This window comes from Eubacteriales bacterium mix99 (assembly GCA_038396605.1).
Classification (GTDB): Bacteria; Bacillota; Clostridia; order Caldicoprobacterales; family DTU083; genus UBA4874.
Genome location: CP121690.1, coordinates 2,450,833 through 2,464,432, shown reverse-complemented (window position 1 = coordinate 2,464,432; position 13,600 = coordinate 2,450,833). Strand labels below are relative to the sequence as shown.

General features: G+C 48.8%; 10 protein-coding genes. All 10 read right to left on the bottom strand.

All coding sequences use genetic code 11. The annotated features are described in order from the left end of the window. Positions 1–149: 149 nt before the first annotated feature. Positions 150–2,570: a sugar phosphate nucleotidyltransferase gene (locus QBE55_10860; GenBank protein ID WZL78028.1), complete on the bottom strand. Its 2,421-nt coding sequence runs from the start codon at positions 2,568–2,570 to the stop codon at positions 150–152. 85 nt (positions 2,571–2,655) lie between these two features. Continuing rightward, positions 2,656–3,405 carry a GTP-sensing pleiotropic transcriptional regulator CodY gene (gene codY / locus QBE55_10855; GenBank protein WZL78027.1) on the bottom strand — a complete coding sequence of 250 codons (750 nt, stop codon included), beginning with the start codon at positions 3,403–3,405 and terminating at the stop codon, positions 2,656–2,658. A gap of 35 nt (positions 3,406–3,440) precedes the next feature. Beyond that, the gene (hslU, locus tag QBE55_10850; protein ID WZL78026.1) at positions 3,441–4,829 is read right to left on the bottom strand and encodes an ATP-dependent protease ATPase subunit HslU; all 1,389 of its coding nucleotides are present in this window, start codon (positions 4,827–4,829) and stop codon (positions 3,441–3,443) included. 14 nt (positions 4,830–4,843) lie between these two features. Continuing rightward, positions 4,844–5,374 (bottom strand): ATP-dependent protease subunit HslV, encoded by a 531-nt coding sequence (gene hslV, locus QBE55_10845; protein WZL79927.1) that lies wholly within the window; start codon positions 5,372–5,374, stop codon positions 4,844–4,846. Positions 5,375–5,513: 139 nt separating this feature from the next. Further along, on the bottom strand, positions 5,514–7,670 hold the full coding sequence (gene topA / locus QBE55_10840; protein WZL78025.1) for a type I DNA topoisomerase: 2,157 nt from the start codon (positions 7,668–7,670) through the stop codon (positions 5,514–5,516). A gap of 15 nt (positions 7,671–7,685) precedes the next feature. Then, positions 7,686–8,843 carry a DNA-processing protein DprA gene (dprA, locus tag QBE55_10835; GenBank protein ID WZL78024.1) on the bottom strand — a complete coding sequence of 386 codons (1,158 nt, stop codon included), beginning with the start codon at positions 8,841–8,843 and terminating at the stop codon, positions 7,686–7,688. Next, the gene (locus QBE55_10830) at positions 8,807–10,276 is read right to left on the bottom strand and encodes a diguanylate cyclase (GenBank protein ID WZL78023.1); all 1,470 of its coding nucleotides are present in this window, start codon (positions 10,274–10,276) and stop codon (positions 8,807–8,809) included. Before QBE55_10830 ends, dprA begins: the two co-directional genes overlap by 37 nt. A gap of 136 nt (positions 10,277–10,412) precedes the next feature. Continuing rightward, positions 10,413–11,849, bottom strand: coding sequence for an aminomethyl-transferring glycine dehydrogenase subunit GcvPB (gene gcvPB, locus QBE55_10825; protein WZL78022.1), 1,437 nt, complete (start codon positions 11,847–11,849; stop codon positions 10,413–10,415). Next, positions 11,846–13,189: an aminomethyl-transferring glycine dehydrogenase subunit GcvPA gene (gcvPA, locus tag QBE55_10820; protein WZL78021.1), complete on the bottom strand. Its 1,344-nt coding sequence runs from the start codon at positions 13,187–13,189 to the stop codon at positions 11,846–11,848. Before gcvPA ends, gcvPB begins: the two co-directional genes overlap by 4 nt. Continuing rightward, entirely contained in the window at positions 13,189–13,575 is a 387-nt protein-coding gene (gene gcvH, locus QBE55_10815; GenBank protein WZL78020.1) for a glycine cleavage system protein GcvH, read from the bottom strand. Before gcvH ends, gcvPA begins: the two co-directional genes overlap by 1 nt. Between the last annotated feature and the right edge of the window lie 25 nt (positions 13,576–13,600).

The following is a 13,600-nucleotide window of genomic DNA, read 5'->3' as shown; positions in this document are numbered from 1 at the left end:
CCTCATTTATTTTAAATTTATTTCTGTTCCTTCAAATCAAAAGCCCGTTCCACTTTCCTCTTACGGATTTTCCTCTGTGATGGGCATCTGTCCGGCAAAAAAGCACTTCCTGCCAGAATATAGTGATATTCTTGCCAATTCTGCAAAATTCAGACCGACCCTCTCTCCCGAGACTGAATCTTCTTCACTTTTTCTTCATAAAAGCCAGCCAACTCCTCCGCATATTCCTCAGAGACGCCCTCAGTGAAAACCCGGCACACCGGTTCCTCTGAATCGGGAAGAATCAAAGCCCAGCCTTTCTCGTGATTGATCCGGATCCCTTCGAACATCTCAACGCTCTGGTCCCCCTTGCCTTCCTCCTCCATCAGGGTTCGCATTACCGTCCCCTTTTGCGCCCATGGACAGGGAATTTCCTTCTCCCGTACATGAAATTCGGGAATTTCCCTTACCAACTGTGATAAGGTAACGTCTTCCCGCGCCATCCATTCGAGAAGTTTCAGCAATACCGCCGTTCCGTCAAAATACAAGGGAAACAACGGGGTGCCGTAAATTTCTGCCATAAGAGCCTGTTTGCTGGATTTGGTGCGCACCACCGTGCAACTGTATTGCTCCGCAAGCTGATCAAAAATACCCGGCGAAGTACAGGGAACCGCTATTTTCCCATCGGGTTTGTCCCGCAGATAAATCAAGCTGACGATTGCCCTTTGTATTTCCGGATCGACGGAATTTCCCATCTCATCAAACAGGGTAATGGCTTCACAATCAGTGCTCATTTGACAGCCCAGATCAAAACCGCCCTGTTTTCTCTCCTGTTCCGGATTGTTGAAACAGCTTTGTATATGACATCCGGATTCTTTCAACACACGATACAAAATATTGTTGCCCAGTCGATTTCCGTTCGCAAAAACCAGTATTTTATAATTCCTCTCCCGTATTTTCTCTGCGTCCACGGAATCCATCAAAGATCGCATATAAAAAACAGGAACGTCCGAAAGGATATGCACCCTTTTGATGCTTTCCGGATCCGGGCGCTGAAAATCATCCCGGATATACAGACTCTCAATTTTCCGTTCCGCAGAAGGCAGGAGATTACAGCCGTGGGAATCTGTAAAACAGAACCGGACATCTCCCGGATCCTCCGGCGCAGCAAAGAGATGAATTCCTGCATCCAGTGCCAGATGTCGGACGGAATAACGAAGAACCGGCTTTGTCAGCTGCCCCAGATCAAATACTTCCAGACCAGCGGACAAAAGGCCCGAAACCAGACTGTATTTCAACATGCCGCTTACGGGATGATTGCCACAGCTGACCGCTATTTTCTTTTTGGGACAAAGAAATGCGCCAAAAGCTGCACCAAGTTTCGCTGTCGCGTAAGGCGACCATTCCGTGTTGACCGAGCCATGTATTCCGTCTTTTCCAAACAGGGTACGATTTGCTCTGGTACCCCATACGACGTTGGATTGCACAATATTGCCTTCCTCGATCGTCTTTCCCGGCCAGATCCGTACCTGCGGCTTGACGGAAGAACCTTCCTTCAGCTGACAGCCATCTCCAATCACTGCGCCTTCATACAGGGAGACCCGCCTGCCTGTCCCGACCTTGCTGCAGATGGCCGCACCGCGGACAGCCGTTCCGTCTCCCAGCACAATATGATTCCACAGAATACTTCTCTTGACACTGGCACCTTCTCCAATATGACAGTTTTCACCAATCACCGAGTAAGGCCCAATATAAGCATCCTTTTCAATGCTGCAGTAATCCCCGATCAGACAGGGACCTTCCAGTTTTGCTCCTTTCGCTATTTTTAAACCTTTCCCCAGCCATATGTTGTCGTTGGTCTTCTGCCCATCAAAATGTTGATGCACACGTCCGTTCAACATGTCATAGTGGGCGGAAAGGTAGGTCTGACAATCCCCGATATCGCACCAATATTCATTTGTGATATATCCATACATTCGCTGCCGGTTCTTCAGAAGCAGTGGAAACAAGTCGCAGCTGAAGTCAAATTTCTTTCCGGCATCAAAAAAATTCAATGCTTTGGGGTCCATTATGTAGATGCCGGTATTGACCGTATCGCTGAAAACCTCTCCCCAATTGGGCTTTTCCAGGAAACGCGTGACGGAATCCGATTCGTCCGTAATCACCACGCCAAATTCCAAAGGAACCTTTACCCGCTTCAACACCAATGTGGCTACGGAACCCTTTTCCTTATGGAACCGGATTGCCCTCCCAAGATCGATATCCGTCAGAGCATCGCCGCTGATCACCACGAACGGCTCATCCAGAAAACCTCCGGCATTTTTGACGCTTCCTGCTGTTCCCAGGGGAGACTCTTCGATAAAATAGCTCAAATGAACTCCATAATCGGATCCGTCCTGGAAAAAATCCTGTATTTGCTCCGGAAGATATTGTAAGGTGACACCAATGTCCGTTATGCCATATTTTTTAAGGAGCTCAATACTGTATGTCATAACGGGTTTGTTCATGATTGGAACCATTGGTTTCGGCAAATCACATGTCAGAGGACGAAGACGGGAACCCGCTCCGCCAGCCATTATAATACCCTTCATGGAACCATCCTTTCCATCCATTTTCGACCCATTCAGGTATAATAATAGTATGTTCACTCTGACCTTGAATATTCTGACAGCCGTGTTATCTTGCTTTCTCCAGCTCCGGCAGCAACTTATCGTTGAGAATCTTGATATGCGTGCCTTTCATACCCAAAGACCTGGATTCAATGACTCCAGCGCTCTCAAACTTTCTCAATGCATTTACAATAACAGATCGTGTGATCCCTGCCCGATCTGCAATTTTACTGGCTACCAGAAGCCCTTCCCTGCCATTCAGCTCTTTGAAGATATGTTCAACCGCCTCCAGCTCGGAATAGGACAAGGTTCCAATTGCCATCTGTACCACTGCTTTTTTCCGGGCTTCCGCCTCGGCCTCGTCCGCTTTGGACCGCATGATCTCCATTCCGACAATTGTAGCACTGTATTCTGCCAGAATCAGATCTTCTGTCGTCAGCTTTTTTTCAAAGCACTCAAAAATAAGAGTGCCGAGAATCCCTTCGCCGGATCGGATCGGAACAATCGTAATATAAATCCGCGAAGCTTTCTCTATCGTAATATTCGCTTTCGTTTCATTATAATGCAATAATCTTTCATTATACTGCTCTTTCAGGCGAAGCTCATTGGGACTGATCCGATCAAATGGCTGAATGCTGTTGTTGGGATGTGGCGTGGAATTACCAATAATATGACCCCTCCGGCTGGCAACGAATACATTGCAATCCAATATCTCACTTAAGACCTTTGTCAGATCGGAAAAGACAACCCCATCCCGACCAGAGCCCTGAAGGATTTTATTCAGCCTTCTGGTGTTTTCCAATAAAGCACTTGACAATTGATGGATCCTCCTCATTTCTATCGTTTTGAATCTCACAAAATATATTTATGCAGATCCGTCTTCCTGATCATATCCGTCAGGCTCTGCTGCACAAAGGCACGGTTCACTGTAATGGTTTGTCCGTACAAATCCTCCGCATGAAAGGACAAATCCTCCAGCAGCTTTTCCATAACAGTATGCAGCCTTCTGGCACCAATATTTTCCTCACTCTGGTTAATGACATAAGACATTCTGGCAATTTCATCTATGGCATCATCGGTAAATACCAGATGAACACCTTCTGTTTTCATCAATGCAACCTGCTGTTTAATGATCGCATTTTCCGGCTGGGTAAGAATCTGCCGAAAGTTATCCTCCGTCAGGCTTTTCAGCTCTACCCGTATGGGAAACCGTCCCTGGAGCTCCGGGATCAGATCAGACACTTTTGAAACATGAAAAGCACCTGCTGCAATAAACAGCATATAATCCGTCTTTACCGGACCGTACTTAGTCATTACCGTAGTGCCTTCCACGATGGGCAGAATATCACGCTGCACCCCTTCCCGTGAGACATCCGGGCTCTGTCCCATTCCGCTTCCGGCAACCTTGTCAATCTCGTCCAGGAAAACAATGCCATCCTGCTCTGCAAGCGTCAGTGCCTCATCAATCACTTCATCCATGTCGATGATCTTCTGGGCCTCTTCCTGCTCAAAAATCCTGCGGGCTTCCCTGACGGTGACTTTCTTTTTTCGGGTTTGCTTTGGAAAAATATTGCCAAAGGCATCCTGTATCTGAATCATCATATCTTCATTTCCCATTCCTGACAGAACACCGACGCCGGGATACCGGTTTTCATCCACTTCAATCTCTATCACGGAATTTTCAAGCTTTTCGCTGCGAAGGCGCTGACGAAGTTTCTCCCTGGTGCTTTGCATGGAGCCGGACTCCTGCTTCACCAGAGCCGTTTCCTCCGTATCATCTTTCGCCGGATCCGAAAGCAGCTCAAGGGAATTGGGATCTTTCTTTTTTTGTGCAGGAAGCAAGGCATCCAAAATCCTTTCCTCTGCCGCCCTGGAGGCTTTTCCCTGAACACCGGCCATTTTTTCATTTTTTACCATACGTATGGAGGCTTCCACCAGATCCCGTATAATGGATTCCACATCCCTGCCCACATAACCAACCTCCGTAAACTTAGTGGCTTCCACCTTGATAAACGGAGCATGAACCAGTTTGGCCAGCCGTCGTGCAATTTCGGTCTTCCCCACGCCGGTGGGACCGCTCATAATAATATTTTTCGGAGTAACTTCCTCCTTGAGTTTATCGTCCAATTGACTCCTCCGATAGCGGTTCCGCAAGGCAATCGCTACCGAACGCTTCGCCTCGTCCTGTCCGATAATATATCGATCCAGCTGACGAACGATCTCCCTGGGGGTCAGATTCATCGACTCATCCCCTCCTATAATTCTTCCACATGAATATTGTCATTGGTATATACACAGATAGAAGAAGCTATTTTCAAAGACTCACGGGCAATATCGGCCGGTCCCATATCCGTATGACGAATCAGAGCCTTGGCAGCGGACATGGCAAACATCCCGCCGGAACCGATTGCTGCAACATTGTCATCGGGCTCAATGACCTCTCCGGTACCGGATATAATCAGGAGACTTTCCTTGTCCATGGCAATCAGCATGGCTTCCAGCTTTTGTAATGTCTTATCTTTACGCCAGTCCTTGGCCAGCTCCACAGCAGCACGCTGTAAATTACCGGCACACTCCTCCAGCTTGCTTTCGAACTTTTCGCTCAAAGTAAAAGCATCTGCAACCGATCCGGCAAATCCGATCATCACCTGATCCTGGTAAAGGCGTCGTACCTTTTTGGCGCCATGCTTCATAATCGTTGATTCACCGAGCGTTACCTGGCCATCCCCGGCAATCGCTCCATGATTGCCCTTCTTGACCGCCACAATAGTGGTACCTTTCAGCATGTTACGGTTCCACTCCTTCTTCACAAAAATCAAAGTTCTCCCATCACTTGATAGGCTCAGATTACATTATAACACAATCCGCCTTTTTTTGCGACCGAAGCTCATGGGAAAGGGTGGGAAAAGGCAACGGCGAAAAAGGTCACTTTTCCGCTGTATGATCTTCGGATTCTTCCCTCACTTCTCTGGTATATCCACACTCTTTATTGGAACATACAATTCTGTAACTCGCTGTTTTTGAAGCCTTTTCCACCATATAGCTGCCGCATTTCGGACATTTTTCCCGGATTGGCTTATACCAGGAAATGAAATCACAGTCCGGATACCTTTCACAGCCATAGAACTTCCGCCCCCGTTTGGATCTCCGAACCACCACGGCAGCATTGCATTTTGGACAGGAGGCATCCACTTTTTCCACCAGAGGCTTTGTATTCCTGCACTCAGGAAAATTCGGACATGCCAGAAACTTGCCATATCGTCCATATTTGATCACCATACGACTGCCGCAGTTTTCGCAGATTACATCGGATTCTTCTTCCTGAATTTCTATCTTTTCCAATTCCTTTTCGGCATGCTCCAGATATTTCTCAAATGGTCCATAGAAATCTTCCAGAATCTTATGCCAGTCCAGGCTTCCTTCTTCCACCTGATCCAGTCTCTCCTCCATATCCGCGGTAAACTGGTAATCGATCACATCCGGAAAGTATTCCAGCATGACTCCATTTACAATGTCCCCCAATTCCGTTGGATACAATACCTTCCTCTCCCGTACCACGTAACCTCTGGACAGAATGGTTGAAATGGTCGGGGAATAAGTGCTGGGCCTGCCAATTCCCATATCTTCCATTGCCCGTACCAGGGATGCTTCACTATAGCGCGGAGGCGGCTGACTAAAGTGTTGCTCCGGCTTCCATTCCCGGAGCTCCAGCTGCTGTCCTTCCTCCATGGAAGGCAGATCAACATCTTTATCGTCCTTTTCCTCCTCGGAAGTTTCCATATATACAATGGTATAGCCCGAAAAAGCCTTTCTGCTTCCCCTTGCCCGAAAGGTATATTTTCCAGCCGTGATCTGAACCGTCATGACTTCATAGAGGGCCGGCGCCATCTGGCTGGCAAGAAACCGTTCATAAACCAGCCGATATAACCGGAGCTGATCCCGCTTCAGGGAATCCTTTATCCTGTCCGGTGCCAGACGGATATAGGTGGGGCGTATGGCTTCATGGGCATCCTGCACATTTTTCCTTGCTTTATATACATTTGGAGTCTTTGGAAGAAACTCCTTGCCATATTTCTCCTCCACAGCAGCTTTGGCATCCTGCTGCGCTGTTTCCGATATCCGGGTGGAATCGGTACGGATATAGGTAATCAGGCCGACGGATCCTTCGCCCTTGACCTCAATGCCTTCATAAAGCTGCTGGGCAAGCATCATGGTCTTTTTTGTGGTAAATCCAAGTTTCCTGGATGCTTCCTGCTGCAGCGTACTGGTTGTAAAAGGTGGCGGCGCATTGCGTCTCCTGGAGCTCTTCCGGATCCTTTCCACCCGGAAGGAAGCCTGTTTCACTTCCGCGAGGATTTTATCCATTTCCTCCTTTGTCCCGGGCTCCAGCTTTTTATCCCCGATACCATATAAAAGAGCTTCGAAGATCTGCTTCTTTCCCGGGCTGTTTTTCCCCTTCAAAGTTTTCTGCTGATCCGTATCTGACGGATAAAATTCTCCTTTCAGCGTCCAATATTCCACCGGCTGAAATTCCTTGATTTCCTTCTCCCGGTCACACAAAAGACGTGTGGCAACGGATTGTACCCGTCCGGCACTCAGACCTTTCCGAACTTTGCGCCACAGCAGGGGACTGATCTGATACCCCACTACCCGATCCAGAACCCGGCGCGCCTGCTGTGCATCCACCAGATTCCGATCAATGGCACGGGGATATTTGATCGCATTTTTTACAGCCTTTTCTGTAATTTCGTTGAATTCAATCCTGCAGGACGAATTCTCGTCCAGTTTCAGGACATGACTCAAATGCCAGGATATGGCTTCGCCTTCCCGGTCCGGGTCCGTAGCCAGAAGTATTTTATCCGCCTTCTTTGCGGATTTTTTCAATTTTGCCAGCAACTCTCCCTTTCCCCGTATTGTTATATATTTTGGCTCAAAGTGATGTTCCAGATCCACTCCAAGCTGACTTTTCGGTAAATCTCTGACATGTCCCATTGATGCCTCCACAGTGTATCCCCTGCCCAAAAATTTCTTGATGGTTTTTGCTTTTGCAGGTGATTCCACTATGACTAACTTCTGCGTCATTGAATTCCCTCCATATTAAGCCTTCCACTGTTTCATAAATATTTTTCCGGGTAATTGCTTTATTATTCCCTTGATTTCCATGAATGTCAAAATTGCATTGAGTTGACCGGGCGGCAGATTTGTGATCTGAATCAATTCTTCCAGCCCCTTTTCTCCATCTTCCAAGGCATTATACACCGAGGTTTCAAAAAAATCAAGAGCACCGGTTTTCGCGGCTTCGCCGGACCGTGTGGCAGAATCTCTGCTGGTACAGACAGGAGCAGTGATATCCAGATCCTCCAGAATATCATCCACAGAGGTAACCACCCTGGCGCCTTCTTTCAGAAGCCTGTTGGTCCCCTTGCTGTACGGACTGTTGATATTGCCCGGAATGGCACAGACCTCCCGTCCCTGCTCCAGGGCAAAATCCACCGTAATCAGGGCACCACTTTTCTGACCTGCTTCAATCACCAGAGTCCCATTGGCGAGCCCGCTGATAATTCGGTTCCTGGCCGGAAAATTGCCTGCGGACGGCCCGGTCCCCGGCGGATATTCACTGAACAGGGATCCCCATTCTGCTATCGACTGATACAGGGATTTATTTTCCGGCGGATACACAATATCCACGCCGCAGCCAAAAACAGCAGCGGTATATCCGGATTTGGCATCCAAAGCGCCCTTATGCGCCATGGTGTCGATCCCCCGAGCCATTCCGCTGATCACAGCAACTCCTGCCTGAGCCAATTCACAGGAAATGCGTCGTGCCACCGTCCGTCCATATCCCGAGCAACGCCGGGAACCCACCACCGCAACAGCAGGCATCCCGGATGGGAATGGCCTTCCCTTGCAATAAAGGACAGGAGGTGGATCATAAGTGGATTTTAACAAAGGAGGATATTCCGGACTGGAAAGGGTCAACACGCTGAATTCCGGCATGGACAGAATCCGTTCTGCCTTTTCCAGGGTCTCTGTATTTCTTGCGGCAGCAATTTTCCCCCAGCATTTCTTTCCCAGAATCCGGGATGCCTGTTCCGCTTCTGTTTTGGAGGCTTCATAAAGCCTGCGGGGGCTTTTGAAATATTTCAACAATTTATAGAAACGTCTTGCGCCAATGCCAGATATGGAGCTGAGCCATATCCAATATACCTTTTCATCCGTCAATTCCTGATAACCCCGCTTTTTAAAGGGAAGCATTCCCTCGACTGCTTCCCTTGTTCTTCTTCAAGCATGGAAAGAAAGATCTCAGCCAGCCCGGGATCAAATTGTGTCCCTGCACACCGTTGAATTTCCCTGAGAGCTTCCCCGGATGAGACCGGTTTCCGGTAGGACCTTCCGTTAGTCAGAACATCATATGCATCTGCTATGGAAAGGATCCTGGAAATCAGCGGGATCTGCTCTCCGCTCAAACCCTGAGGATAACCTTTCCCATCCCAATGCTCATGGTGGCTCAATATAGCATCTGCCAGGGATACGAGCTCCGGTGAATAGGCTGCGATCCGGTAGCCGATTTCACAATGCTTCTGCATGATATGCCATTCCTCCGGTTCCAGGGTGCCAGGTTTGAAAAGAACGGATTTTGGAATGGCGATTTTACCGATATCATGAATCAAAGCCAGCATCTCCAGCTGATTCAATTCATAGGCACTGAGGTTCATCCGCTGGCCCATCTCCCGGACCAGTTCCTTCATTCGATTGCCATGTTCCCTGGTTTCATCCGCATGTTCCTCCAGCGACTGACGGATGGAAGCAATGATTTCATTGCATACGGAACGGCTTTCACTTAGTTTGGTGGAGTACATTTCCTCTTCCGCCTGTTTAAAAACGGATTTTATATCCCGGAAGGAATCTTCCTTGGTGGCACAACCCAGGGAGATACTGGTGCGAATGGGAATGGAACTCAGGGCACAGCAGTTTTCCCGGATTCGCCGGATAATGGATTCGGCTCCTTCCCTGTCAACATGAGGGAGGATCATGACAAATTCATCCCCGCCGATCCGGGCAATAATATCCTCTTTTCTGCACACTTCCTTCAGGACCCTGGCCACTTCCTTCAGTAACCGGTCTCCTTCCAAATGCCCAAAGGTATCGTTGATCAGTTTCAAGCCATTTGTATCTCCCATAATCAAAGATAAAGGAAGCATACGCTCCGTATCAAGCCTTTTCAGTTCTTCGTCAAAAAAAGAACGGTTATATAAGCCGGTCAGACTGTCATAAAAGGAATAATACCGGACTTTGGCTTCTCTTTGTCTTTGCAGCGTCACATCGTATAAAATCAAAACAATTCCCAAGGGGCTCCCATCTGCATCTGCAACAGGAGATCCTTTTCCGCTTACGACCATATCCTGATTCAGGTCCCTGTTGATCAAAAGAAGATAATCCGGCAGCTTCACCGTATCCCGCATGATATCCGGAATGGAGGGCAGATAACGGTCCAGATGCTGCTCATCGATCATAACCAGAATATCGTCAATTGGTTTGCCGACAGCCTGGGCATACTTCCAGCCGATCATCCTTTCCGCCATCCGGTTGAGAAAAAGGACATTCCCCTGCGTATTGGTTATGATTACGCCGTCATTCAATGCACATACGGCATGATAACAGAAGCTTTCCATACTTTTGGGCTGCATACTGATAACTCCTTCTTACAGGCCTGCCACAATCGACATATCTTCCTGTCTGCTGATTCTCTTTGCTTTTATCCTATTCTACATCTATCTGTAAAATCCTGTGATAAAATAATTTTCCCGCTTTCCATCGTTTCCATTACCATTTTACAACAGGATTTCTTGCTGCCTGTACCTCATCCAACTGCTTTACAACCGTAGTATGAGGAGCCGTTTTCACCACGTCCGGGTCCGCCACTGCCTCCTGTGCAATCCGGATCAGGGCCTGCACATATTCCTCCATGGATTCCACGCTCTCTGTTTCCGTAGGTTCCACCATGAGCGCTTCGTGTACAATCAATGGAAAATAGGTCGTCGGCGGGTGCAGGCCATAATCCATCAGACGCTTTGCAATTTGCTTTGCTGTAATCCCGTAAGGATTGTTCTTCAGTCCACCCAGTACGAATTCATGCATACAGGTCCGGTCATAAGGCAGCTTATAATAATCCTTCAGCATTTCCTTCATATAATTTGCATTCAGCACAGCGATCCGGCTGGCTGCCTTCAGCCCCTCTGCACCCATGGAAAGAATATAGCAATAAGCACGTACCACTACCCCAAAATTGCCGTACCAGGATTTTACCTTTCCAATGGACAACGGCCGGTTCTCCTCCAGGACATATCCTTTCCCGTTGTGGACAACCGCCGGAGTAGGCAAAAATTCCTTTAAAAAGTCTGCGACCCCCACCGGACCGCTGCCCGGACCGCCGCCGCCATGGGGAGTGGAAAAAGTTTTATGCAAATTCAGATGAACGATATCAAATCCCATGTCCCCGGGCCTGGTGATTCCCAGGATGGCATTGGCATTGGCTCCGTCATAATACAGCAGGCCCCCGGCTTTATGTACCATATCGGCTATTTTGACGATATTTTTATCAAAAAGTCCAAGAGTATTGGGGTTGGTCAGCATCAACCCTGCGACCTCGTCATTCAGTACCTCCTGCAGGGCATCCAGATCCATCCCGCCTTCCTCGTCGGATTTTACTTCAACCACTTCCATGCCGGCCATGCTGGCGCTGGCAGGATTGGTTCCGTGTGCGGAGTCCGGAATAATAATGCGCCTGCGCTTTTCGTCCCCCCGGTGCCGGTGATAGGCCCGAATCATCATCAGGCCGGTGATTTCCCCCTGTGCTCCGGCGGCAGGCTGCAGGGTAAATGCAGACATTCCGGTGAGTTCGCACAGCATTTTTTCCGTTCCTGCCATCAATTCCAGTGCACCCTGAACGGTTTCTGCCGGCTGGAGCGGATGAATATTGGAAAAGCCGGACATCCTGGCTGCTTCTTCATTAATCCTGGGATTATATTTCATGGTACAGGAACCAAGAGGATACATGCCGATATCCACCGCATAATTTTTCCGGGAAAGATTTGTATAATGCCGAATCACATCCACTTCACTGACTTCCGGCAGTTCCGGTTCCCTTTCCCGGAGCAGGCCGTCCGGAAGGGGAAACTCAGGTACATCGGATTCCGGCAGGCGGTAAGCTGTTCTGCCGGGCCTGGAACATTCAAGAATCAGTTTATTGTATTCCTTCATTCCATCCCCTCCAATATCCGCTGCAGGTTATGAATTTCCTGTTTTGTCCGCTTTTCGGTAACACAATACAGAATCCCATGCCCAAGCTGTGGGTAATCCTTTTGGAACGCATATCCGCCCAGGATTCCTTCCCGAAGCAGTGCTTCGTGAATCCTTTCATCCGAAGGGGCCCCGACAACAGGAAACTCCATAAAAAACGGATGATCGTATAGCAGACGGTATTTGCCGGAAGCCGTAAGTATCGATGCGGCATAGTGAGCTTTGTCATAGCATTGCCTGGCAACCTCCTTCAGACCTTCCTTTCCCATGGTGGCAAGATATACACTGGCAGCCAGCGCGTTCAGGGACTCATTGGAACAAATGTTGGACGTCGCTTTTTCCCGTCGGATATGCTGTTCTCTGGTCTGCAGGGTGGAAACAAACCCTCTTTTCCCTTCTGTGTCCCGGGTTTGACCAACGATCCTGCCGGGCATTTTTCTCATAAGGGATTTTGTGCAGGCCAGAAACCCGAGATACGGTCCGCCAAAGGACATGGGATTCCCAAGGCTCTGTCCTTCTCCAATGGCAATATCCGCGCCCCACTCCCCGGGTGTTTTGAACAATCCCAATGAAATGGGATCAACGGACAAAATCAACAGTCCTTTTTTATTGTGTATGATCTTTTCCGCACTTCCGATATCCTCGAAAAAGCCAAAAAAATTGGGATTCTGAAGGATCACTCCTGCCGTCTCCCGGCTCACTTTCTCCTCCAGCATCTCCATATCGGTCACTCCGCTTTTCACTGGGAGAACTTCACATGCAATCCCATGGCAACCCAGAAATGTGGACAGTACTTTTCTGGTCTCCGGATGAACGGTCTCCGAGACAAGGATCTGCCTTCTCCGGGTACGGTTCGTTGCCATCCGTGCCGCCTCAGCTGCAGCGCTGGCGCCGTCATACAGAGACGCATTGGATACATCCATCCCGGTAATGGCGCAAATCATGGATTGATACTCAAATATGGCCTGCAGGGTCCCCTGACTGACTTCCGGCTGATACGGAGTATAGGATGTGGAGAACTCGGACCTCCCGGTGACGTACCGGACTGTGGAAGGGATATAGTGGTCATACGACCCGGCGCCCAGAAATATCACAGCCCTTTCTGCATCCAGATTCCGGCTGCACAGATCTTTCAGGATTCGTTCCACTTCCAGCTCCGATTTGGGTCTCTCCAGATTCGGATCCTTCTGTAACCGGATGGAAGGCGGGATATCTTCGAATACGTCCTCTGCCGAATGCAGTCCCAGTTTTTCGAGGATTTTCGTTTCGTCCTCCGGCGTGGCAGGAAGATAGGGAAACATCACTCATCCTCCTCAAGACACCACATTTTATATTCTTCAGGGGACAGCAAGCCCTCTTCCATATCTGCATCTGTGGTTTCCAGTTCGATCAGCCAACTGCCATATGGATCCTGATTGATACGCTCCGGATGGTCGATCAACTTCCCATTGACCCTGATGACCTTGCCGGCAATCGGAGTATAGACATCGGACGCCGCTTTTACGGATTCCACAACGCCAATCGGATCCCCCGCCTGAAATTCATCGCCTTCCTCCGGTAATTCCACATAAACCACATCTCCAAGCCCCAGTTGTGCATGATCGGTGATGCCCACCAGGGCATGGCTGCCTTCTGGCTTGACCCACTCATGATCCTTTGAGTAATACAAGCCATCCAAAACTTTCATTTTGATTCCCCCCAATTCTATTTAT

Coding starts and splice junctions, on each gene's coding strand:
- gcvH (WZL78020.1), bottom strand. CDS start 13,575: ATGAAAGTTTTGGATGGCTTGTATTACTCAAAGGATCATGAGTGGGTC.
- gcvPA (WZL78021.1), bottom strand. CDS start 13,189: ATGTTTCCCTATCTTCCTGCCACGCCGGAGGACGAAACGAAAATCCTC.
- hslU (WZL78026.1), bottom strand. CDS start 4,829: ATGAATCTGACCCCCAGGGAGATCGTTCGTCAGCTGGATCGATATATT.
- gcvPB (WZL78022.1), bottom strand. CDS start 11,849: ATGAAGGAATACAATAAACTGATTCTTGAATGTTCCAGGCCCGGCAGA.
- dprA (WZL78024.1), bottom strand. CDS start 8,843: ATGCTTCCCTTTAAAAAGCGGGGTTATCAGGAATTGACGGATGAAAAG.
- QBE55_10860 (WZL78028.1), bottom strand. CDS start 2,570: ATGAAGGGTATTATAATGGCTGGCGGAGCGGGTTCCCGTCTTCGTCCT.
- topA (WZL78025.1), bottom strand. CDS start 7,670: ATGACGCAGAAGTTAGTCATAGTGGAATCACCTGCAAAAGCAAAAACC.
- hslV (WZL79927.1), bottom strand. CDS start 5,374: ATGCTGAAAGGTACCACTATTGTGGCGGTCAAGAAGGGCAATCATGGA.
- QBE55_10830 (WZL78023.1), bottom strand. CDS start 10,276: ATGCAGCCCAAAAGTATGGAAAGCTTCTGTTATCATGCCGTATGTGCA.